This window comes from Terriglobia bacterium (assembly GCA_020072565.1).
GTDB lineage: Bacteria > Acidobacteriota > UBA6911 > UBA6911 > UBA6911 > JAFNAG01.
The window spans coordinates 1-21,617 of sequence record JAIQGI010000058.1; the positions used below are offsets into that span (position 1 = coordinate 1).

Below are 21,617 nucleotides of genomic sequence, written 5' to 3' on the forward strand. Positions count from 1 at the left end.
CCAATCACGCAGGCTCGGCGGCAGCAGCAGGAGCTGCTCCGGACAGTAGGAACGATATGTTTTTGCCATGGAACATAAGGTAAATTTCTCGAGCCCGCCGATCAATAGAAATCAGACAATTCTCGGACGGACTCCTAGGAGCGACTCCTACGATGGTGAGCAGTTCGCCGTTGAGCCTCATCGTTTGCCCAACAGCCGCCGGATTGGCTCCAAACATGCGCTGCCAGAGGCGATAGCTGATTATCGTGGCCGAATGATTTCCGTGCAACTGATCCTCCTCAGGTACGAATGCACGGCCCGCAGCCATTTTGAGCCCCAGCACATCAAAGAAGTTCGCCGAGATCGCCTTCCCCGACAGATTTTCCGATAGATCTGAATCCCATAAATCGAATCCAAACACGTCAACGGCTGCTCCTCCGGAAAAGACCTGATTGTCATTCTTGAGGTCGATATAGTCCAGGCAGGATGAAGAAGGAATGATCGCCAGCTGCTTCGGCTGGAGGACAGTCAAGGGACGAAAAACGAGCTGGTCGATGATGCTGACGACAGCGGTATTGGCGCCAATCCCAAACGCCAGCACCAGCACTGCTAGAATTGTGAATCCAGGATTGTGAATCAACTGGCGCAGCGCATAACGCAAATCCTGCCGCGATTCATCAAAGAGGCGGAAGCCGCGAGATTCGCGACACTCTTCCTTTGTCTGATCAACGCCGCCAAAATCACGCAAGGCTGCTCTGCGGGCTTCAAGTGGATTCATACCGGCTTTGATGTTGTCTTTGATTTGACAGGCGAGATGAAAGCGCAGCTCTTCATGCATTTCCCTCTCTAGAAGATTTCTGCGCCAGAGTGCATGAAGCACAGAGATTCCCGGTAGGCGGATCATCGGCATTGTCCCCGTTATGGAGTTTCGAGTACACAATTTACTGCCGCAGACAGCCGTTCCCAGCTCTCCGTTTCATTTGCAAGCCGCCTGCGCCCTTCTTTGGTCAAACGATAATACTTTGCTCGCCGGCTGTTTTCCGAAGCGCCCCATTCATATTCGATCCAGCCTTTCCGCTCGAGGCGATACAAAGCGGGATAGAGTGAGCCCTGGCGAACTCGCAAAACGTCTTTTGTAACCTGCTGAATGCGCAGGGAAATGCCGTAGCCATGGATCGGTTCCAAAGCAACGGTTTTAAGAATGAGCATATCGAGAGTTCCCTGCAAAAGATCCGGGTCGTGCTGTTCGGCCATCGCATTCTCCTTGATAATCTAGGAGAGAATTTTATTGCCGCTCTCCTAGAATGTCAAAGATAAAAGGCGTTCGTTATCAGAAACTCCGGAGAAGGCATCGCAAGGGGAACCGGGAAGGAACGAAACCCGAACTCCTTCATCTTATTTGGACTATCCTTCCTCGGATGCACCACGGTTTCTGTCCGCCTGCATGTAAGGTCCGGCTCCGTTAGCAGACTGCAAATCCACTGCCAGCTACCTCGAGATTGGCCTGTCCCTTGCCGTCCCGGCACATGCGGGACTGTTCCCAGAATTCCCTCAACCGCACCAGGGTCCCGGCCGAAGAGTAAAGAGAAAGTGCATCCATCATTCCCCGTCGAATAAGGCGCAAACGTCGTCAATCGTGGTATGCCATCCGGAATCACTATTCACATGATCCCTGCACGTTCGGAGATTTTCATGGAACAAGCCGAGTTTCATCCCAATGGTTATCTAAGGCAGCGCTATTTGGCCATTTTCCTTTATTGCATCGGATGCTTTCGGGCCCAGTGTTTGGCCCAAACTGTTCCCGATTTCACACTCCATGTTGCGATCGATGCCGCAGCGAATGCCCACATCGTGGCAGCAGATTTTAATGGGGACAAACTGGCTGACCTGGCAATTGCTGACCTCTCGGGTAACGAATACGGCGGATTGACAATAATGTTGGGCAGACGCGATAGGACATTTGAATCTCCGATGAAGGTCAATTCAGCCACCTCATCCTGGACTTTATCCGCAGCTGATTTCAATAATGACGCGAAACTGGATCTCGTGGGAGGCCATCAGATGTTGCTTGGAAACGGCGATGGAACGTTCCAGAATCCACTTGCATTCGACGGCGGCCTGTATAGGCTTGTCGCCGACCTCAATCAAGACGGCAACAGCGATCTGGTCATCTGTGGTGGCAATTCTACACAGGTAAGAGTGCTCCTTGGGAATGGGGATGGTTCGTTTCAACCTGACACAACTGTTGTTTTTCCATATGAGGTTGCCTCTTTAGCAGCTGGTGATTTTAATGGGGATCACAAGTGTGACTTGGCAGCTGTTTCCAACTACAATTACTATTTTGTACTTTTGGGAAATGGCGACGGCACCTTCCAAAATGTCATTTCCACATCCATCACCAGTTTGAACGCAACGAGCATTGCAGCCGCTGATTTCAATCAGGATGGTAGAGACGACCTCGCTTTGTTTGGCGGAACGCTCGTGATATTGATGGCGAAAGGAGACGGTACCTTCCAGGCCCCCAAGGCCTATCAGGCCAGCGACTGGTGCGTTTTCGCAGATTTCAATCATGATGGCAACATCGATATTGCCGCTTCGGGCGGTTCCTGCGTATCTGTGTATCTAGGAAGTGTTAACGGTACATTCACCTATGTTGGAATTTATGAGCTCGGACAAAATGACGGTGGCGGTCATGGCATTGTTACTGCAGCGGCAGATTTCGATGGCGATGGAAATTGGGACCTTGCCTCACCTGCAACAGGTGGCGGCATTGCGTCGGTGCTCTTTGGCAACGGCGATGGGACCTTCCACGTACCAAGTAGCTATGGAGGTGCAGCTCCTATCAATTCGTTGGAATTGGCGGATTTTAACCATGATGGAGTGCCCGACTTTGTCATCACGGCTTCAATGAAAGGAGACCTTGCCGTCATTCTCGGAGATGGTGATGGAACATTTCAAACGGCAACTGGCCATATTCGCGTTCCAACGTTTGGGTACCAGGTCGAAGGCCTCGCAGTAGGAGATGTCGATCAGGATGGCGTGATGGATGTCGTAGGTACATCCCAGAGAAAGGTCATTGTGTTTCACGCCAATGGAAACGGTACCTTGAACGAAAGTTTTTCCTATGATTTTGGTCTCAGCTCTTTTTATCTCAGTCGGCCGGTACTTTGCGACCTGAATGGCGATGGACTGCTGGATATTGCGGTTTCCGATTTTTCAAATAGAACGGTAAGTGTCTGGCTGGGGAATGGAGATGGAACTTTCCAGGACGCCCTCCATTTTCCATCGCAACCCGTCGGAAGTACCATGGTCGGGAGAGTTTTTACGGGATCACTCTCTAAGGGGGATTTTGACGGTGACGGCCATTTGGATTTGGTCGAAGCCTCACACTACGGAATAACAGTTATGTTGGGGAATGGGGATGGATCGTTGAAACCACCGGTGAAGGTCCAGTCCGTGCAGGGTCAGGCGGTCAGGGTAGCGGATTTTAACGAGGACGGCAAGGACGACCTGGCTTTTACGTATCCTCCAGCCCCCGACAGCTTCTTTGGTCCGGGTGCCTTGGCGATCATGCAGTCAATAGGCGACGGAAGGTTCGTTTCCAGAGGCAGCTATGAAACTGCCATGGGCAGGTCGAACCTCCTTGCCGAAGATATTAATTGCGACGGCAAAGCCGACATTGTGTTCTAAAGTAAACACGCTCTGGTATCTTTTCTGTATGGGAATGGAGATGGCTCATTCCAGGCTCCTTTGGATTTTGGAGAGAACGGAGATAGAGGTTATTACATTCTCAACAAAGCCGGCGACATAGACCGCGACGGCGCACCCGATTTATGGCTGGTCGGCGAATCGGGGCGTTCCGTTTTGATATTGATGAATGAGGAGCTTCGCGCAGCCGGGGCTTCTGCTTCTCTGACCGTGCCTCCTGGCGGTATTGCCGCTATTTCAACCATCAGTGATGCCGACTTGCCTCGAGTTGGCTATGCCACAGCAGCTCTGAACTCGGATAGCCCGGCCGTTGGGATCGCGGTGCTCCGCACAAGTCGTGATGATGTGGTGGTTAGTGAAGCTGCGGTCCCGCAATCGCCCCCTACTACCGACGCACTTGTTTTTATCGAATATCGCGTTGGCGTCCCTGCATTGCCGGGTCGCCTCGATTCGGGTATCATCGACATAAACACGGGCCTTGCGGTGGTCAATTGCACCTCGAGCGTAGCCGATGTGACTTACACTTTACGCGATAGCGCCGGGAATGTCCTCGCCATGGGGCATGGAAAAACCGCTGGCAAAGCTCATTTTGCTCTCTTTATAGATCAGATCCACGACTTAGCTCCCGATTTCAATCTTCCATCGGATTTTGCTACTACGACACAGTTTGCTACTCTGGAGATCTCCAGCGATCAACCACTTTCAATCCTGGCACTGCGGCAGACCATTAATCAGAGGGGAGATATTCTCTACACGACCACTCCCATTGCCGATCGCACCCTGGCTCCCGAGAGTGTCCCAATTTACTTCCCGCAGTTTGTCGATGGTGGAGGTTATACTTCGACAATCATGTTGTTCAGTACGTCCAATGAAACCCAGCATGGCACTATTGAGATCCTGGACGACAACGGCCTGCCCCTGCCAACCAAAGAAGCCGGAGGGGAGAACCAGGCGTCCCTAAGGTATGAACTGTCTCCCTATGGCCTGTTGCGGTATCAAACGGATGGATCGGCCGCGACCGTTAAAAGCGGATGGGTGAAACTTGTACCTGATGCCGGCACCACGGCGCCCGTCGGCATTGGAGTGTTCGGTTATAATCCAGCCGGGGTTCTAGTGACTGAATCGGGCGTGCCGGCGAGCGGAGCTGTCACGCATGCTCGCATCCACGTTGATCTTTCAGGTGGGCACGATACTGGCTTGGCTCTTGTTAACCTTGTGACGGAGAGCGCAACCGTCACAGTCGAGGCGTTTCAGAGCGATGGCTCCACTCGAGTCGCGACCAGCAGTGGCACCATCCGCTTGGTCGGCGAAGGACACATGGCGAAATTCGCTGATCAACTCATCCAGAACCTGCCCGAAGGATTCACGGGCGTGCTGGACGTAAATTCATCAGCTCCGTTTGCAGCGCTTACCGTGCGTTCGCTCTATAATCAACGCCACGATTTCCTCTTGACTACTTTCCCGATAGCCCAGCCGTATCAGCGAGGAGTCTCGCAGCTCCTTTTCCCTCAAATTGCTGCTGGAGGCGGCTTCAAAACTCAGTTCATTTGGATCAGTCCTGGAGCAGGCTCGGTCGGGACAATCAGCTTTCACGGCCATGATGGGAAGCCGCTTGCAGTGCTAAAATGAGGGAAAGTGCAATGTGGAAAACGGGGACAACTGCAGTTCCTGCATCCAGACTACTGAGAGTGCATTGCTGCGAAATAGGGTAGTGTCTACGTTTTCCACCACTTCTATTTCGACCTCCGTCTCTGCATCCAGCAGCCGGAGCTGAGGCCCACGGCCACCTGGCCGAATAGTCGGCATCCCGGACCAGTGATCTGGTCACCGCGCTAGGAGCGCACCACGGCGGCACCACGCAGTACGTTTTGCGTTACTACACACGCCACTACACACGGAGGCAGCTTTTTGGCCGCCCATGCCCGTAAGCATTTGATTCTAAAGGAACGGATTTTAGGAAAGGTGGTCGGGGCGACTGGATTCGAACCAGCGACCTTACGGTCCCGAACCAGATTCCTACCTTTTCCAGTCCAGTCTACCCCATCGCGACCCAATAAACATCAGGTTTCATCAGCTTATAATGTGCCTGAAATCGGTCGCGTTTTCATCGGAATTGTCAGAAATTTGTCAGACAACCCGATTACGCTACGCATCCTTCTTGTCCTCAAACTTCGCTGCTTCCTTGCGACGTTCCGCCTCGCGGGCAGCGAGCTTCGCCACGTGGCGACCTACTTTCTCCACGGCATCGATCAGGTCTTCGTCGCTCGTGATGTTGTAGCGTTCGAAGATCGATCTTGACCTGTGCCCGGTGATCAACATGGCGACTTTCTCGCTGATTCCGGCGCGAACGAGGTTCCGTGCAGCAGTGCGTCGAAAATCGTGAAAGATCTTGTCGGAAACCTTTGCTTGCTCACAAGCGCCCTTCCAACTCTTGCGAAACTCTCCAATCTTTCGCCATGAGCCTGGAATCCCCCGTCCGTGCTTCCTGAAGAAAACATACGGACAGATGAAGACCTCACCGGAAGGCATCTTGATCTTACGTTTCTCTGCTCGGCGCTTAATGATCTCCCAGAGTTCACCTTGAAGCGGGATCTTCCTCGGCTTGCCGTTCTTTGAAAAGCGCCCGGGGAGCTTGAGCAGCCGGCCATCTGTGTCGATCATGTCCCAGCGGAGATTGCTGACCTCGCCTTTTCGCCAGCCGCACAGGAAGTCGAAGTGGACGTAATCACGCAGATCTTCGGGCAAGTACTTGTGGACCTCCAGGAACTCGCCGTACTCGAAGAATCCCTGTCGGGCGTTTTGCTCGTCAAGACAGGTGATTCTCGGCGCCTCGCCGATTTTCTTGACCCCAAATGAGAGCGCCTGTCCTAGAATCTGCGTGTAGCGATTGATGGTGGCGGGCTCGTATGGCTTGCACTGTTCCCCGCACTTGTGAAGCTCTCGTTCTTCTGGGGACAGCCGGCGCAGTCTGCTACAGGTCTTTTGGAGGGCTGCAATCCATTTGTCGATAGCCGTATCGGTCAGGCTTTTTGCCCTCAGCGTCCCGAGGCTCTCGCGGATCACCTTGAAATGCGAGGCGACTTGCGGGCGATACTTGTGTCGGATTCGATAGTTGGCTTCGAGGTCGTCGAGTAGTTCGTTGACCGTGACTTTCTCTGATGACGGGCCAACGAACTTCCGGGCGCCGATCTCATCAGCGAACACCTGCTTCAGTCGGTTGCGGAGATATTTCTGCGCCTTCTTTTCTTCGATTTCTCCCGTTGACTCTCTGATGCGCTTGCCGTGCAGGTTGTAAGAACACCAGTAGTGCGGGCTCTTCTTTTCCCGGTAGACGAACCCATCGCCCCACATAAGCCCTGCTCCCTAGCTCTCGTTGGCAATCGAATCTTTGATGTACTTCTCGATCCCGCGCAGCGAAAATTTGACCTTGCGGCCCAGCCGCACAACAAACGGCAACGTGTTGGTGCGAGTGTACAGCCAATCCTTGGATACTCCAAGTTTCTCTGCAGCACCTTCCGCATCCAGCAGCTCGTCGTTGAATTCTTGTGTCTTTTCTGCGCCCAGGAGCCGAGCAGCCAGCGTTGACTGTGCCGCTGCCATTTGAGCTATGAGCGCCGGGACGGTTTCCAGCGGAAGTTTTAACAATCGGTCCTGATCTAATACGTTCGTCGGCATGCTACTTGCTCCCATCTCAAAGTTGTTTTATCCACTCACAAGGCCCTGCGCTGTAGGGCAGGTACAACGGATGACAGGGCTCGCCGCTTTTGGCCAGCCTCAAAACGTGCAGCGGCTTGCCCAGGTGCCGCAGCATTGTGGTTACAAAATCCGATCTGCCGGCCTGGGCGCCATGATTGCCCCAGGCACAGATGATCAGATCCGCATCAAACGCGCACCTGACCAGGAACTCGTCATTTTGCGGTCCAACAGGGTCAACGACAGATCTGAGGGCGCGCGGATCGGTTGCTCTCAGAGCGAAGAGATTTGTGACGATTAGGCGATCGAAGCCCCAGGCGGCCACCCGCCTCTGGCAGCGCTCGACGGTCGGACCGTTTGCGTACTCATTTGCGGTGCTCGGATTCAGCATCACGAAATTCACGGCTCGGCCGGCCTCGCCCCAATGGCGTGTGAGCGTGTATCGATAGATCCGGTCCTTGCTGAAATTCGCCCTCGAGCGGCAGAACAGGGTTGACGGTTTCATTTGCCACTCTTCCTTGGAAACGGGATGACCTCCCCCGGCGTCGAGATCTTGCGCCGGTGCTGCTCCATCATTTCGCAGGTGAGTTCGAAGATGTACTCGGCAAGCGAGGACGCGCTGAACAGGTTTGCACCACCGCCGCCGTTCATGGCAAGCACGGCGGCATTCCGGGCTTCCGCAAAGTACTTGTCCCATCGCTCGGGGTTTTCAGCTATGTACCGCTTCAACTCTTCGTCCATGTGCGTTCCTTTTGGGCAAGTCCCGGAACAACCGGAGACTTGCCCAAAGCTCGTCAGTGCGAACCGGCATGATCGGCAGGGCCTGATTTCGGCGCATCACCGTTGCGACGGGGCATCATCAATGGAGCCTGCTGCGGCACATCATGCGATTCAAAATCGTCATCTTCAGTTGCGGGGTAGCCGGCGCCAAACTCGGCCTCCATCGCAGCCGCAATCACGGGCGGCAGCTCGATGTTGTCCGCCTGCGGATCGATCACGTCCATGGCAGGAGGCAGCTCCTTCGGCGCCGGTCTGACCGGCAGCTCTCCGCGGAAGTTTCGAACGTGCTCCAAGAGGTTCTTGCGAAGTGTAGCGGCATCCTTGTCTGGGAACTCAAGGTGAACGCCATACTGAGTCGCCGGCTTGCCGTTGTGCGACGTTCGGTACGGTCGGACGATCATCTTGAGAGGGATTCCGGCAATGTGTCCGTCCGTCAGCCCTCGGAACATCTCAATATTCGAGTGAAGCTGGGAGACCGACCTGAATCCGGTCGTATCGAAATACGCACTGCCTCCGAAGCTTACCCTGGAAAGCAATTGAAACAACAGGCGGCCATGCGGCTTGCATGGCGGCGGGTTGTCGTCGTTGGCTTGCGCATACGGACAGCCCATCACCCGGCACTGGTTGATGACAGGGAAGTAACGCTCGCCGGCCCTCTTCGCCTCCTCGGCCAGCCGCTTCTCTTCTTCAGTCCGGGCCGCCGATAAAACACGCATAGCGTTCATGCCGTCGCCGAAGCACTTGCGTTCGGCTGCCGTCCACATTTCGTAGGCGTACTCGAACGGTTCTTCCCGGAAGAAGACAATGTCGATCTCCGTGGGCGTCGGCCCGTGTGCTTCGATAGCGTCAAAGTCGGGCTCGAACATACCTTGGGGGCTGATCCTGGTAAAAATGAAGTATGGGAGCTTTTGCGGATACCGGCGCTCGGGAGCTTTGTCTCTGGCAGTCTTGTAGAACGCCCTGGCCTCTTCCTTGGTGGCAAATCGTGCGATCTTGTCCTTCTCATGCTGGACGCACCAGTTGCCCTTCGCGTCGATCCAGACAAGAACGCTTCGCCCCTTCGGGACTCCGATGCCGACTTTGATGACTCGGGGCTCGCGGATGATGGGCGTGCCGTCAAGCTCGTGGGTCAGCCCATACATCCTGTTTTTGGCGGGTCTTGCTGAGAGATTGGTTGCCATCCTTCTCCTCGCTGATAAACGATTGCAAGCGGGATTACTGAGCCTTTTTGAATCCGATGCTGGTTTCCCTGACGGCCCTCACTCCGGGGATGTTGAAGGCGGATTTCGATTGCGTGGCCAGTTTGTTCAGGAGGGTCATGTTCGGCTGGACCAGTTCGGCCATGACTTGACCGTCTGCCACGGCGCGGCAAAGAAAGCGCAGGTCGGTCACCTCTGCCTTCCAACGGCCGGAAGATGTGACGCCCTCGACCTTTGGCGCTGCCGGAAGCACCGGCGCCGGAACGTTCAGTTCCATGTTGAGCGTCGCCTCGACCTCTTCCACCGAAGCTCCGGCCTTCTCTGCCTGGATGGCCAGCAGGAGCTTGGCTTCGTCGGCTGCCTTCCTGGCAGCCTCCTCGGCCTGGCGCTGACGCTCGGCTGCGATCCGATCCTGCTCGTCTTTCCAGGTGCGGGCCGCCTTGCGCAAATAATCGAGGCCACGTTGGACCGGCTCCAGGAAGCTCTTTTCCATGTCGCACAGCTTCTTGTGCAGCGCATAGGCATCGGCTTTCAGCGGGCCAAAGGTCTTTTTGATCCGGTCCTCGATCGTTACTCCCGCCTGCCCGAGTTCAACGGCCCTCTGGTAGCTCTCGTGATCCACGATCACAAGGGCGGTCGCGCGTCCTGACCAATCCGTCGCTTCCCGTTTCACCAACTCCTTCACGTCTTCCTTCTTGACCGTTTCCTGCACGCCCTCTGTTCCGGGCGCAGGAAACTGAACGATGTTGTTCATGCTGCCCTCCCGTGTTTAGCCTTCCATCGCAACACGTTCATTAAGCTCACGAACGTGCTCCAGTCTTCCGCCGCCTCGCTGTGCGGCAACTCCCGAAGGTCGTACTTGCCCTCTTTCTTCAACCGCAGAACTGCCCTGCGATAGCACTCGGGCTGATCCAACAGGTGCGAGTAAGCCGCCAGCTGTATGCCCCAACATGCCTCCGGTACCCCGCTTTTCAGATCGAGCACCACCGGGACCAGTTCGCCGTCGAGATGCATCAGACCCCATCGGTCTATTGTTCCCGCATACCGGAACACCCGATGCCAGCGCCTGTCCTCGACGCCTTCCCAGGCAAACTCGACTTCCGCCTTGAAGCGCCTGTAGGCTTCCACGTACGGCAGGATGCGCGGATCGACGCTCGACTCATCCAGACACCCCTGGTCGTCATACTCGCAGGCCATGTGAACGGCCTGCCCTCGCAAACGGTGAAACTCGGTGAAGTGCGAAGTGTCCACCAGCCCAGACCGCTCGATCACCTGAGTCACGCTGATGAGCACCTCCCCGGTTGGCAGCGAGTACTCGTGTTTTTCCGGATTGAAGTTAAGCACCTGAAACCTCCTGATCTGGGCACATTCTATATCAAAAGACAATGCATTGTCAATCAATAATAGACACACCTCCCATAAAAGTGCCACGCATCGCCACGCGACGGCCATTCATTACTTGTTGATGGCGCACATAATAAATATTTAAATTTATATGTCAAGAACATTCTCAAAAAAATCGCCGGAATGCTAAAGAAATCTTTTCATCCGTCCGAACTTAGGTTAAATTGCGGCATATGAAGACATTAGGAGAATTCCTAGATGAGAAAGTTCAGACAGGCGGGTGGGGCGCCCAGGAAGCCCTCGCGGAAAAACTGAAGCTTTCATCCTCGGCTATCAGCGGTTGGAAGCGTGGCAAAAAACCTGGGTTCGGCGACTGTCTTCGCATCGCCCAGGCCTTCGCCAATGATCCCGTGATTCAGGGCGACCCGCTCGTAGTCTTCGCGATGACCAACCAGCCGGAATCTGCAGAACTCTACCGCAGTTTCTTTCCATCAACCGAACACACCAAGACCGTTCGCGATGCAGAATGCGTTTGCTCCAAAAACAGCAAGCGTCACAGCCTGCATGCCAGGTTGGAAGAGATTCTGGACGGTCGACTCGGCTACGCCATCGCCGCCAATATCGAGGCTCTGTACAAACTACATTCCCTGCCACCTGCCAGTGATGAGCCGGTAGGCCATGGCCCCTACTACCCAGGAACCAGAGTGCGGAAACGGCGGGGGCGGCGCTTAACCTGACGCGGCGCTCGTCGTGCGAGGACTATCGGTCCTGCCGGTCCTGCGCTTATCGGGTCGCTCTTCCTCTGGAAGACGTATGAGAGTGCCACAAAAGCAGCATATATAGAGGCGCGGCGGCAATTCATGAAAGCAGTGCTTCTTGCATCCATTAACTGGAGGTAGGCGATCCATCCTATCAAAATCCTTTCGATTCCTTTCTGGTTCATAATTTGAAACTTACATATACCAAGAACGCAAAATAGAAGGTACTGCCTACCGGAAATCCTGGAGTATTATGGGGCAGTGGCCTGGAAATTGGGTGGAATGACAATGGAAACAGCTCTATTTATTTTCATGGCAGCAGTTATGTCTGCCGCAAGCCTCGCTTGAACTCGGACATTTCCAGGATCTCTTGTCAATTATTCGATGTGATCGCATAATTTGATTGTGTGGTTCCTGAGGTACGCAGAAGAGCACGTGCGCCGCTCGGCGCGAACACGGCCGGTCCTGGTTCTCACCGGCGCCCGCCAGACTGGAAAGACCTCGACCCTTCGGCGGCTGTTCCCGAATTACGGCTTCACTTCCCTCGATCTGCCGACGGAAGCCGAGCAAGCCGAGAAAGAGCCGGAGGCTTTCCTTCAACGGCACCCAGCGCCCGCCATCATAGACGAGGCGCAGCACGCCCCCGCTCTATTCCACCATCTCAAGGTGGCGGTGGCGCAGAAACGGAACCGCCACGCGCAGTACCTTCTCACCAGCTCGCAGAAGTTCACGCTTATGAAGGGCGCGTCGGAATCACTCGCCGGGCGCGTGGACGTTATCGAACTGGAGACATTATCTCTGGCGGAAATCCTTGCGGCTACGCCAGGATTCAGGCAGGAAGCCGCAATTGCTGTGCGCGGCGGCTTCCCGGAATTGCACGCCAACCCGGAAATCGATTCCGTGGCCTTCTACAATTCCTATCTGGCAACGTATCTGGAGCGCGATGTGCGCTCGCTCGCAAACGTCACGAGTCTGCGCGACTTCGAACGCTTTTTGCGCGCCTGTGCCTTGCGCTCAGCCAATCTGCTGAACAAGGCCGACCTGGCGCGCGACGTGGGGATTGCGCCCTCCACCGCCAATCTTTGGTTGTCCTCGCTTGAGGCATCTGGACAGGTAGTATTGCTGGAGCCGTGGTTTTCAAGCCACACCAAGTCGCTTGTAAAGCGCCCAAAGCTCTACTTGGCGGATACTGGCCTGCTCTGTGCCTTGCTGAACATCCGCTCGGAGGAAGCCCTGGCCCAGTCACCCTGGGCCGGCGCGGTATGGGAGACGTTTGTCTTTGCCCAGTTACGGCACCGAGAACGCCGCGCCGGACGTGCCGGCAGCTTGTTCTACTGGCGCGATCGCACGCGCGAGGTAGACTTCGTCGTGGATGCCGGCGGTCGCCTGGAGCTTTTCGAAGCAAAATGGACCGAGTTGCCGGCTCAATCCGATACTATCAACCTTGCCTTCATGCGTGATGCTGTGGGCAAGGCACGGATTGCGGAGGCGTCCATTGTCTGCCGCGCGCCGAACAGTTATTCCGTCGCCAACGGATTCAAGGCCGTGCCCATTGTGGAACTCTATTAGCGAATTAGCGCGCTCCTCATATCCCGTAGCCAAGCGGTCGCTCGCAGTTGGCGACTAGGAGGGAGCAAGACATGGAGGAAAGTGCTCCTGTGTACGTTAAGATATTCTTCCGAACCGCACTACTTTTCGAAAACAGGCAATCAATGGGCCTTAAAAGATCAAATTCTCTCACTTTTCTCTTCAGGTAGATAATCTTTTGGAGTATGCTATTTTCACTATGCCAAAGAAGGGAACCTCCCCAATACAGGGGGAAATACTGCAAGGCACTCTGGACCTGCTGGTACTGCAAACGCTCGTGATGGGTCCCGCTCACGGCCATACCATTGCCCATGCCATCGAGCATCGGTCGGGAAACGTCCTCCAGGTCGAACACGGATCTCTATACCCGGCGCTGCATCGCCTCGAAGTTCGGGAGTGGATCGCCTCCTTTTGGGGCACCTCGGAAAATAATCGCAAGGCCAGGTATTACCGGCTGACGACTGCAGGTCGCAAACAACTGTCGGAACAGGTGAGCCGCTGGGATCAACTGGTTCAGGCCATCAATCGCATTATCCGGCCGGCCATGGAGTAACGCCATGGGTTGGACACGATTTTTCAGGCGCGGATTTTGGGATAAAGAGCGCTCACGCGAGATTCAGTCGTACATCGAAATCGAGACAGACGAAAACATCGCCCGGGGCATGTCTCCGGAAGAGGCACGCTATGCCGCACACAAGAAGTTCGGCAACGTGGCTTCCGTCCGTGAGGAGATCTATCACATGAATACGATCGGCTTCCTCGAATCGCTATGGCAGGATCTACGCTATACCTTCCGCTCCTTGCGCCGCAATCGCGGCTTCGCGGCGACCGCCATCATAACGCTGGCGCTTGGCATCGGCGCCAACACGACCGTTTTCAGCGCCTTGGATGCCGCCATGTTCCGCCCCTTGCCGTACCGGGACCCAAGCAGGCTGGTCACGATCGCGTGGGTCGCGGCGCGCGGCTCAGCAGAGCAGGTGACTTATCTCGGCGGCGCGTCACTGCAGGAAATGGAGGACTGGCGCGCGCAGAAACAGATCTTTGGCGGCGTCGAGCCTTTTTCTCTGCCCCCATCAACGGGAGTGGAGGAGCCGGTTGCCATGGTGTATATCTCGGCCGGCATGCTGGACCTGTTAGGTGTCCAGCCGAGGCTCGGCCGCGGCTTTCTCCCGGAAGAAGGGCTACCGGGCAGAGATCAGGTTGCATTGCTCAGCCACTCGTATTGGCTGCGGGAGTTCGATAGCGATCCTGCCATTCTTGGCAAGACAATCAGGCTCGATGGTCGTGTCTACACGATTGTGGGAGTTATGCCGAGCAATTTTCAATTTCCCCCCGGTTCAAAGCCGAATGCCTGGGCGCCGTGGACAGAGAAGGTTGAAAGCAATCCGTCCATTATCGCCCGTCTCCGTCCCGGCCTCAGCAACGAGCAAGCCGAACGGGAAACGGCACTCGTCTCGGACCGAATTCACTACAGCGGTCGCGTGCCGCGGGCAAAGATGACCCCGGAATTCTTGCCGGTTAGCGACCGCCTGAATTCTTGGCTCGGGTTCAACAGGAACACCCGGACCGCGCTTCTTATCATGATGGGGGCCGTCGGTTTTGTTCTACTGATTGCGTGCGCCAACGTTGCCAACTTGTTGCTTTCCCGCAGCGCTAAGCTCCAGCGCGAGGTTGCTATTCGGTCAGCAATAGGCGCAAGTCGCGGCCGTCTGGTGCGCCACTTCCTGGTCGAGAGTATGGTTCTTGCCGCGGCCGGCGCTCTGGCTGCCGTTCTACTAACCTGGTGGTTGACCCATGCCATTCCCACCTTGCTGCCTGCGGACCTCAGGCGGCTGTTTGCCACCTACGAATTGGCCCTGAGCAAGAGAGTGTTTGCGTTCACTGTCGCCGTGACAGTGTTGACGTGCTTGTTAAGCGGTCTGATTCCGGCGTTCAGAACCGCGCACGGAGGGGTGATCGGAGGCTTGATTGGAACAGGACGCACCGCAGGCGTCACTCGTGCCACCCGGAGGCTTCACATTGGCTTGCAGAGCCTTCAGGTGGGCCTTGCGCTCGTTCTCCTCTGCGGTGCAGGGCTCATGGCCAACAGCTTCGTGCGCATGACTCTCACAGACAGCTGCTTTGACACACGAAATTTGTGCCTCGTCAGGGTATCTCTTCCTCAAAGTTATCCGAAGGGGCCGGAGCGGCAGGCGTTTTATGACCAACTTCTGTCAATTGTGAAAACCCTACCTGCGGTGCAGTCGGCTATATTGGCAGCGGGAACGCCCACAAGTCTGGGATTCGGAACCCGCAAGTTGTTCGCTGAAGATGCCCTGGGCGCCGGTGCAGAACCCTGGGGCGGGGATCTGCTCTTCGTTGGAGCAGATTACTTCTCTACACTCCGAATTCCTATGGTTGCCGGTCGTGATTTTGGACCGGAAGACGGGCCTTCATCACCTCTGGTCGCCGTGATCGATCGCCGGACCGCCGAGCATTATTGGCCCGGACAAAGCGCTCTGGGCCGGCGCATTCGTGCGGGCTCTGGGGCTCCATGGGTTACGGTTGTCGGCGTCGTTGCATCGGTCAAGACGCCGTCGTTCACCAGTCCGAAAGGGGTACAGATTTACAAACCCATTTCCCAAGGGAATGGGGTGGTGGGCAGCAACCTGATTATTCGGACTGCCGGTGACCCGAGACCGGTCCTGGCCGAGGTACGCGCCAGGATTGCCGATTTCAATCCTGGCGCCACGGTCCGGACCGCGGCCACTTTTGATGAGTTGTACGAAACCATGGATGCCGAGGCTGCCGCAACCCCGCGCTTCTACCTCATCCTGATGTCCATATTCGCGGGAGTGGCGCTGGCGACCGCCGCAGTGGGCATCTACGGCGTGCTTTCCTATTCGGTGGCCCAGCGTTCTTCGGAGATAGGCGTCCGCATGGCCCTCGGAGCGACCGCGCATGACGTCCACCGGCTTGTTGTACGCAGCATTCTGTTGCCTGTCGGAGCGGGCATCGTCGGCGGCGTAATTGTATCCCTTTGGCTCACCCGGCTGCTGCGCTCCCTTCTCTATCAAATCACGCCCCATGATCCCCTAACGATCGTCCTGGTTGCTACATTTCTGCTGCTCGTGTCACTGGCCGCAAGCTACCTGCCATCCCGGCGAGCGACGAGAATCGATCCCATGACCGCCCTGCGAATCGAATGATCACCGCTGCATTCTGAAGACTGAAAACAGGCTGCTGGCGCTCCTTTGGAGCTTAAGTACTTGGTAATGATCGGCACTTCATTCGTTCCGTAACAGATGGGTTGGATTGATACGCGCTGCACGTCGAGCCGGTAGCAGCCCGGCCACAGCACCGACTAGAACGAGTACGGCAACCGCCGCTGCCAGTGTTATTGGATCGGTAGGGCGAAGACCGAAAAGCAATGATCCGACAATGTGCGCCGACCACAGATTAAGCACGGTGCCTAACGCAACTCCAGCGCCGATGAGCATGCCAACGCGCCCAAGCATCATTCCGACTACACGAGCAGGGGTGGCACCTAGAGTCATCCGAATCCCGATCTCAAAGCGGCGACGAATCACCGCATAGGCGGTCACGCCGTATACCCCGAGCCCTGCAAGGAGCAGAGCGAGAAATCCGAAAAAGCCGGACAGCATCGCGATCAGGCGTTCCTGGGCGAGCGACGCATCCATGATGTCGGCGAGCGGTCGAAAGCTGACCGTGAGGTCGGGGTAGGCCCTGTCAATGGCCGCAGCAATGTCTCGCACATGTGATCTCGGTAATCCACTTGCCATGCGCACGCCGATCTTGATTGATAATCGCGGATTGGGCCTCAGTGGGAAATAAATCGTTGGTGGTGCTGGCTCGCGCAATGACGCATATACTGCATCCTTCACCAGTCCAATGATTTGAACAGGCTTTTTATATGGAACAATTGTTCGTCCCACCGGAATGATACCGCTGAAGAATTTCCGTGCGAAGGCTTCGTTGACGATCGCAACGGACGGCTCATCCAGCCGATCAGAACCGGCAAAATCACGCCCCGCGATAATTGACGTCCCGTAAGTCGTGAACCAGCCTGGGCTGACGGAATTAAAATTAACACGAAGGTCGGCTTCCGTTAATCCAGGTTCTCCAGGCACCGCCTCGAGGATGGTCATAACGTTGATACCGTTTACTGGCTCTTGGGTCGAGGCAGCCACCTGAGCAACGCCCGGAACGCCGGCAACCGCTCTAGACAGACGATCGACCTCCACCGTCTTGGTACTTCTCCCCTGTGAGCCGATGTTGACGATCAGCACGCGATCCTGATCGAATCCGGGATCAAGTGTGACGAGCGCCAGAAATGTCCTGATGAATAGGCCAGCGACAAAGACAAGCACGAGTGAAAGCGCCATCTGAACGACCACCAACGCACTGCCCAATTCGAAGCGTCGATTGCTGGACAGGCAGTATCCTTCTTCCTTGAGCACTTCATTCGGCTGCGTGCGTGAAGCTCGAAGCGCCGGAATTGTGCCGAACAGCAGAGTGGCGACTCCCGTCACCACTGCCGAGAATCCAAGCAGACGCCAATCCAGGGGCAGATAAAGAGAAAGCCCTCCTGCCATGACGGATAGCTGCTGTACGAGCCACTGGCCGCACAATTTTGCGCAGCTGAGTCCCAGCACGGCACCGCCGCAGGAGAGCAGCAGGCTCTCAACCACGAGCTGGCGGGCTAGCCGCAGTCGCGAAGCTCCCAGCGCCCGCCGCACGCTCAACTCATGCCGGCGCGCCGCAGTGCGTGCCAGAAGCAGATTCGCGATGTTGGTACACGCGATAAGCAGCACCAAACCGGAAACAGCCATCAGGATGCAGAGTGGCCGCTCGTACCTGCTGCGCCACCATGATGGTTCTCTCGCAGCCGATCGCAGCGTGAAAGGCTCCTTGAGATAGTCCTGCACATATCTTTCGGCCGGATTGCCTGGCAGCGTCATCTCCCGAATTTGGGGCTGCACGGCACGTAGAGCAACCGTTGCGGCTTCCTCAGTCTGATCGGGTTTGCGTCGAACCAGGATGTTCAGCCACCATGCGGTCCGACCGTCATGCCAGCTGTCTTGGCCGCGGATCAGCGGCTCCGTCCCGATCGGGACGATGACATCAAATGATCCTCCAGCTTCCAGGCCGAAGAAGCCGGGTGGCGTGACACCGACGATGGTGAGAGGAATGCGATCTAGTCGAAGTGTTCGCCCGATAACATCCGAAGATCCGCCGAATTGCCCCTGCCAGAATCGGTAGCTGAGAACCGCAACCGGTCCGTCTCGCCCGCCTCCCCTCTGATCGTCCGCTTCGTTGAAGGTGCGGCCGAGGATCGCCGGGACACCGAGTACGTCAAAGAACCGGCCGCTGGCAAAAATGCCGCTGATGAATTCAGGCTGATTTCCACTCTTCAGGTTCAATTCGGCTCTAGACCAGGCCACGGCGCCGTCGAAGAGTTGCGGCCGGTCCCGAATCTGCTCCCAGATGGGATTCGTCCAAGGCCCCCCCTTGCGTTCAATGAGCATGAGTCTGCTCGGATCGCGCACGGAAAGCGGCCGCAGGCAGAGGCTGTCGAGGATCGAGAAGATCGCTGCATTCGCACCGACCCCCAGTGCGAGCGAGAGGATAGCAACTGCCGCAAATCCTGGAGACCGGCGAAACTGACGAACGGCGCAATGGACATCTTTTGACAGATCCGAAAGCAAGCGGAAACCATACGCATCGCGATATTCCTCTCTGGCTTGGTCGAGCCCTCCCAGGGAGATCCTGGCTTGTCTCATTGCTTCTTCTTTTGACATGCCCTGATGCACGTTCTCTTCGGTGAGCATCTCTAGGTGAAGCTGCAGTTCATCCTTCAATCGCTCTTCCAGGTCCGGTTGCCTGAAGGACGCGCCAAGTCGTGACATGAGTGATCTGAGACGAGTCAGCACAAAACAGCTCCTCAAAACGATCCCGCCAGTACACGATTGATGATTTCTGCCATTTGCTCCCAGTTGCCGGCCTCTTCGATGAGCCTTTTGCGACCGGACCTCGTGATCGAGTAGTAACGCGCCTTGCGATTGTTCTCAGTCGTACCCCATTTCGAGCTGATCCAGCCGTTGTGTTCGAGGCGGAGCAGGGCGGGGTAAAGCGTTCCTTGGTTCAAACGCAGCAACTCGCAGGACACCTGATGAATGCGGCCCGCAATCGCATACCCGTGCAGGGGACCCAGAGCCTCAAGTGTCTTTAACACGAGCAGATCCAACGTCCCATACATCACTTCAGATTTCGGCAGCGCCATTTTTTCCTCCAACTGCCATTATCTTCTTTTGCCCTCAGGATCGACACAAAAAGCGAGATACGCGTCCGACACGAACTGTGGAGCGCGCCACCATTTAGACGCTGGGCCTCCAACTACTTCTTCTCTACAATAACCATCTCTACCGGTCGCTTTGCGGGCAACAGCTCTAACCGCAATTGTTGACGCACAGCCTCGATGATCGACATCGGATTCTTGCCGTCATAAAGAAGATCCCAGTCAAATTTCCCTTGAAGGTGGGTTTCATCGATTACAGGCGTTTTGATCACACTCTCAATCTGGGCAATCAATTGGCTAGGACCCGCACCTGAAGCTGCAAGCACACCTTCGTCCGCGCTGGCGTGGAAACTCTTCGCCCTTGTGGATTGCAGGCTGCCCGTCAGCTCGTTCGGTGCAGTGAGGACAAAGGCATCCATTTCACGAGTGACGCGCTCAACCTTAATCCCCAGTGCAGATTCCAGGGCACTGACGACCAGATCTCTGAGGGCCTGACTCTTGTCATCCTGCATGACGGCTGTGACATCGTATCGTTGCCCCTGCATCTCAGCCGGGGTAGACAGGTGAGTTGGATTTACCCGGAACAAGGACTGCAAAAGCGAATTCAATTCCGCACCGGTGGCTGTAATCCTATTCGGAGCCATGATCGTTGTGGAAGTCGCCTCCTTGGAAGGCCGAATGCTTAGATTAAGAATTGCCGGCTCACTGTCAGGCGCCTTTATGGCATCAGGCGAGCTGATTCCTCCTGGCTTGGGTGCGGTGACTGGATTGCGAACATCGGTATCCGATGAAAGACTGCTACCACTAATGAGTCCGTTTAGCATCTCCTCATTTAAGTTCTCCCCTTCCCGGGTGCCGGTCATGATGGCAAAGATCTTGCCCTTTTGATCTACGACAACGGTCCGCGGGATACCGGACACCCCAAATGCCTTGAATGTCGATTTGTTCAGGTCGAGTCCCACCCAGCCCCTCACCACCCTGCGATTGAGAAATGGGGCAACCACTTCTTCGGGTTCGTCAGTGATGGAAATGAACTGGGCCTGCTTGTCGCCAAACTTCTCGGCCAGTTGGTTCAGATGTGGCTGCTGGGCGATGCACGGCGCACACCAAGTCGCCCAAAACTCAACTACAACCACTTTGCCTCGCAACCCTTGCCAATTCGGCTTGGCTTCCGGTGGAGCTTGGAGAATCTTCGCCAGCACGATTTCCGGCGCGGTAGAACCTGGCTGCAGATTCGCAGACTGCCCCACGCTCCTTCCAGCGATCAACATGGAGCCCATTAAAAAGAGAACCAGAATCCAAACGTTGAATAGCTTCCTGTTCATATCGTCTCCAATCCAAGCAGGATGGCTCGTGGAAGGATGATTAAGTCTTCCCGCCAATCTCAGCGTGTTTGTGCGATCTCCCCTATTTCATTGGCCCGGCAACTGGAGAATATCTCTACTCCTGTGGCCTGTCAACTGGAAAATCATTCTTGTCGTTGTTTAGGTGGTCGTGGATTTTGATAAGTCTGAACAAACTAGCTCTGCCGGATTTTGAACAGTGGATTCAGGATGCGCCGAAATCGCACCGAACCATTGGGTGCGTCCGTGGTAACGCCGGACGTATGTTCAGAGAAGGTTGGAAGGGCCGCCGGCCGGAGCTGGCGGCCCTTGATGTTCTATGGGCTGATTTCCACCCTGACCTGCCCTGGAGGGCTCAGGGTCTTGACCGTAACCGACACTGGCGAGCCATCCAAGGCAGCGCCCACCACGTTCGACACACTGCTTACCTGAGCGTTCACCGTGGCGAATTTTCCCTGGAAAACGGCTTGGTTTAGGCCGTAGATGATTACCCGAACCTTGCCGTTGACTGGCGCCTGCGCGATCTGTTTCTGGACGGTGTCAACCAAAGCGACGGTTCCTGTCGTGTCCAGATCGAATTGCAGGCTGGCCACCGGTTTGTCAACATACAGGAATACCATCATGAGAAAGACCGCCTTCATTGGGTTACCGATACGTTCACCACGATCGAGATGGACAATCCGCCGACCTTCGAGCACGGGGCCGGCGTCTTCACCGGATCTGATTGGGGGCCTTCGCCCCACACGTTAACGGCCGAAACCGCAAATGTATGCGCTTCGGGCGTGATGTCCACCTCGAATTTCGGTTCCTGCGTGTTTGCTACCTGCGCACCGTCCATGTAAACATTGTACCCAGTAACCTGCTCTTCTGCCGCATTGGCAGGCCAGCTCAATTGCGCCCTTGTTGCCATCAAACACACTCCTTGCTT

The 21,617-nt window shown here is 55.8% G+C and carries 20 protein-coding genes; 6 read left to right on the plus strand and 14 right to left on the minus strand.

Annotated elements, in window-relative coordinates; all coding sequences use genetic code 11:
* Positions 1–4: 4 nt before the first annotated feature.
* Both LAP85_25120 and LAP85_25125 read right to left on the minus strand, forming a co-directional pair.
* Entirely contained in the window at positions 5–817 is an 813-nt protein-coding gene (locus LAP85_25120; protein ID MBZ5499695.1) for an ABC transporter permease, read from the minus strand.
* A gap of 80 nt (positions 818–897) precedes the next feature.
* The gene (locus tag LAP85_25125; protein MBZ5499696.1) at positions 898–1,233 is read right to left on the minus strand and encodes a PadR family transcriptional regulator; all 336 of its coding nucleotides are present in this window, start codon (positions 1,231–1,233) and stop codon (positions 898–900) included.
* Positions 1,234–1,671: 438 nt separating this feature from the next.
* On the opposite strand from LAP85_25125, the gene LAP85_25130 reads away from it, so the two are divergent.
* Together LAP85_25130 and LAP85_25135 are read left to right on the plus strand one after the other, a co-directional pair.
* Entirely contained in the window at positions 1,672–3,669 is a 1,998-nt protein-coding gene (locus LAP85_25130) for a VCBS repeat-containing protein (GenBank protein ID MBZ5499697.1), read from the plus strand.
* A 60-nt stretch (positions 3,670–3,729) separates the two neighbouring features.
* Positions 3,730–5,316: a hypothetical protein gene (locus LAP85_25135; protein ID MBZ5499698.1), complete on the plus strand. Its 1,587-nt coding sequence runs from the start codon at positions 3,730–3,732 to the stop codon at positions 5,314–5,316.
* Between the two features lie 516 nt (positions 5,317–5,832).
* On the opposite strand, the gene LAP85_25140 is transcribed toward LAP85_25135, so the two are convergent.
* Genes LAP85_25140 through LAP85_25170 form a run of 7 tightly spaced genes read right to left on the minus strand, consistent with a single transcriptional unit; the run spans position 5,833 to position 10,703 of the window.
* On the minus strand, positions 5,833–7,038 hold the full coding sequence (locus LAP85_25140) for a site-specific integrase (protein MBZ5499699.1): 1,206 nt from the start codon (positions 7,036–7,038) through the stop codon (positions 5,833–5,835).
* 12 nt (positions 7,039–7,050) lie between these two features.
* A complete protein-coding gene (locus tag LAP85_25145; GenBank protein ID MBZ5499700.1) occupies positions 7,051–7,362 on the minus strand; it encodes a helix-turn-helix domain-containing protein in 312 nt (103 codons plus the stop codon).
* A gap of 16 nt (positions 7,363–7,378) precedes the next feature.
* The gene (locus tag LAP85_25150) at positions 7,379–7,885 is read right to left on the minus strand and encodes a DUF1643 domain-containing protein (GenBank protein MBZ5499701.1); all 507 of its coding nucleotides are present in this window, start codon (positions 7,883–7,885) and stop codon (positions 7,379–7,381) included.
* Positions 7,882–8,121, minus strand: coding sequence for a hypothetical protein (locus LAP85_25155; GenBank protein MBZ5499702.1), 240 nt, complete (start codon positions 8,119–8,121; stop codon positions 7,882–7,884). Before LAP85_25155 ends, LAP85_25150 begins: the two co-directional genes overlap by 4 nt.
* Positions 8,122–8,174: 53 nt before the next feature.
* The gene (locus tag LAP85_25160; protein MBZ5499703.1) at positions 8,175–9,341 is read right to left on the minus strand and encodes a hypothetical protein; all 1,167 of its coding nucleotides are present in this window, start codon (positions 9,339–9,341) and stop codon (positions 8,175–8,177) included.
* Positions 9,342–9,375: 34 nt separating this feature from the next.
* Complete coding sequence (locus LAP85_25165) at positions 9,376–10,113, minus strand: hypothetical protein (GenBank protein MBZ5499704.1); 738 nt, start codon at positions 10,111–10,113, stop codon at positions 9,376–9,378.
* Positions 10,110–10,703 carry a hypothetical protein gene (locus LAP85_25170; protein ID MBZ5499705.1) on the minus strand — a complete coding sequence of 198 codons (594 nt, stop codon included), beginning with the start codon at positions 10,701–10,703 and terminating at the stop codon, positions 10,110–10,112. Before LAP85_25170 ends, LAP85_25165 begins: the two co-directional genes overlap by 4 nt.
* Before the next feature lie 233 nt (positions 10,704–10,936).
* Between LAP85_25170 and LAP85_25175 the strand changes: the two genes are divergently transcribed.
* The 4 genes from LAP85_25175 to LAP85_25190 all read left to right on the plus strand — a co-directional run bounded on the left by LAP85_25175 (position 10,937) and on the right by LAP85_25190 (position 16,236).
* Entirely contained in the window at positions 10,937–11,440 is a 504-nt protein-coding gene (locus LAP85_25175) for a helix-turn-helix domain-containing protein (protein MBZ5499706.1), read from the plus strand.
* Between the two features lie 456 nt (positions 11,441–11,896).
* Complete coding sequence (locus tag LAP85_25180) at positions 11,897–13,030, plus strand: ATP-binding protein (GenBank protein ID MBZ5499707.1); 1,134 nt, start codon at positions 11,897–11,899, stop codon at positions 13,028–13,030.
* A gap of 217 nt (positions 13,031–13,247) precedes the next feature.
* Positions 13,248–13,601: a PadR family transcriptional regulator gene (locus LAP85_25185; GenBank protein ID MBZ5499708.1), complete on the plus strand. Its 354-nt coding sequence runs from the start codon at positions 13,248–13,250 to the stop codon at positions 13,599–13,601.
* Positions 13,602–13,605: 4 nt separating this feature from the next.
* Positions 13,606–16,236 (plus strand): ABC transporter permease, encoded by a 2,631-nt coding sequence (locus LAP85_25190; GenBank protein ID MBZ5499709.1) that lies wholly within the window; start codon positions 13,606–13,608, stop codon positions 16,234–16,236.
* A 78-nt stretch (positions 16,237–16,314) separates the two neighbouring features.
* Here the strand turns inward: LAP85_25190 and LAP85_25195 are convergent, their stop codons facing one another.
* The 5 genes from LAP85_25195 to LAP85_25215 all read right to left on the minus strand — a co-directional run bounded on the left by LAP85_25195 (position 16,315) and on the right by LAP85_25215 (position 21,599).
* A complete protein-coding gene (locus LAP85_25195; protein ID MBZ5499710.1) occupies positions 16,315–18,981 on the minus strand; it encodes an ABC transporter permease in 2,667 nt (888 codons plus the stop codon).
* Positions 18,982–18,992: 11 nt separating this feature from the next.
* Positions 18,993–19,331: a PadR family transcriptional regulator gene (locus tag LAP85_25200; GenBank protein ID MBZ5499711.1), complete on the minus strand. Its 339-nt coding sequence runs from the start codon at positions 19,329–19,331 to the stop codon at positions 18,993–18,995.
* Positions 19,332–19,444: 113 nt separating this feature from the next.
* Complete coding sequence (locus LAP85_25205) at positions 19,445–20,671, minus strand: TIGR03435 family protein (protein MBZ5499712.1); 1,227 nt, start codon at positions 20,669–20,671, stop codon at positions 19,445–19,447.
* A 335-nt stretch (positions 20,672–21,006) separates the two neighbouring features.
* Entirely contained in the window at positions 21,007–21,312 is a 306-nt protein-coding gene (locus LAP85_25210) for a hypothetical protein (GenBank protein ID MBZ5499713.1), read from the minus strand.
* 14 nt (positions 21,313–21,326) lie between these two features.
* Entirely contained in the window at positions 21,327–21,599 is a 273-nt protein-coding gene (locus LAP85_25215) for a hypothetical protein (GenBank protein ID MBZ5499714.1), read from the minus strand.
* Between the last annotated feature and the right edge of the window lie 18 nt (positions 21,600–21,617).

Coding starts and splice junctions, on each gene's coding strand:
- LAP85_25155 (MBZ5499702.1), bottom strand. CDS start 8,121: ATGGACGAAGAGTTGAAGCGGTACATAGCTGAAAACCCCGAGCGATGG.
- LAP85_25150 (MBZ5499701.1), bottom strand. CDS start 7,885: ATGAAACCGTCAACCCTGTTCTGCCGCTCGAGGGCGAATTTCAGCAAG.
- LAP85_25205 (MBZ5499712.1), bottom strand. CDS start 20,671: ATGAACAGGAAGCTATTCAACGTTTGGATTCTGGTTCTCTTTTTAATG.
- LAP85_25165 (MBZ5499704.1), bottom strand. CDS start 10,113: ATGAACAACATCGTTCAGTTTCCTGCGCCCGGAACAGAGGGCGTGCAG.
- LAP85_25215 (MBZ5499714.1), bottom strand. CDS start 21,599: ATGGCAACAAGGGCGCAATTGAGCTGGCCTGCCAATGCGGCAGAAGAG.
- LAP85_25120 (MBZ5499695.1), bottom strand. CDS start 817: ATGCATGAAGAGCTGCGCTTTCATCTCGCCTGTCAAATCAAAGACAAC.
- LAP85_25190 (MBZ5499709.1), top strand. CDS start 13,606: ATGGGTTGGACACGATTTTTCAGGCGCGGATTTTGGGATAAAGAGCGC.
- LAP85_25125 (MBZ5499696.1), bottom strand. CDS start 1,233: ATGGCCGAACAGCACGACCCGGATCTTTTGCAGGGAACTCTCGATATG.
- LAP85_25200 (MBZ5499711.1), bottom strand. CDS start 19,331: ATGGCGCTGCCGAAATCTGAAGTGATGTATGGGACGTTGGATCTGCTC.
- LAP85_25145 (MBZ5499700.1), bottom strand. CDS start 7,362: ATGCCGACGAACGTATTAGATCAGGACCGATTGTTAAAACTTCCGCTG.
- LAP85_25130 (MBZ5499697.1), top strand. CDS start 1,672: ATGGAACAAGCCGAGTTTCATCCCAATGGTTATCTAAGGCAGCGCTAT.
- LAP85_25160 (MBZ5499703.1), bottom strand. CDS start 9,341: ATGGCAACCAATCTCTCAGCAAGACCCGCCAAAAACAGGATGTATGGG.
- LAP85_25210 (MBZ5499713.1), bottom strand. CDS start 21,312: ATGATGGTATTCCTGTATGTTGACAAACCGGTGGCCAGCCTGCAATTC.
- LAP85_25140 (MBZ5499699.1), bottom strand. CDS start 7,038: ATGTGGGGCGATGGGTTCGTCTACCGGGAAAAGAAGAGCCCGCACTAC.
- LAP85_25185 (MBZ5499708.1), top strand. CDS start 13,248: ATGCCAAAGAAGGGAACCTCCCCAATACAGGGGGAAATACTGCAAGGC.
- LAP85_25175 (MBZ5499706.1), top strand. CDS start 10,937: ATGAAGACATTAGGAGAATTCCTAGATGAGAAAGTTCAGACAGGCGGG.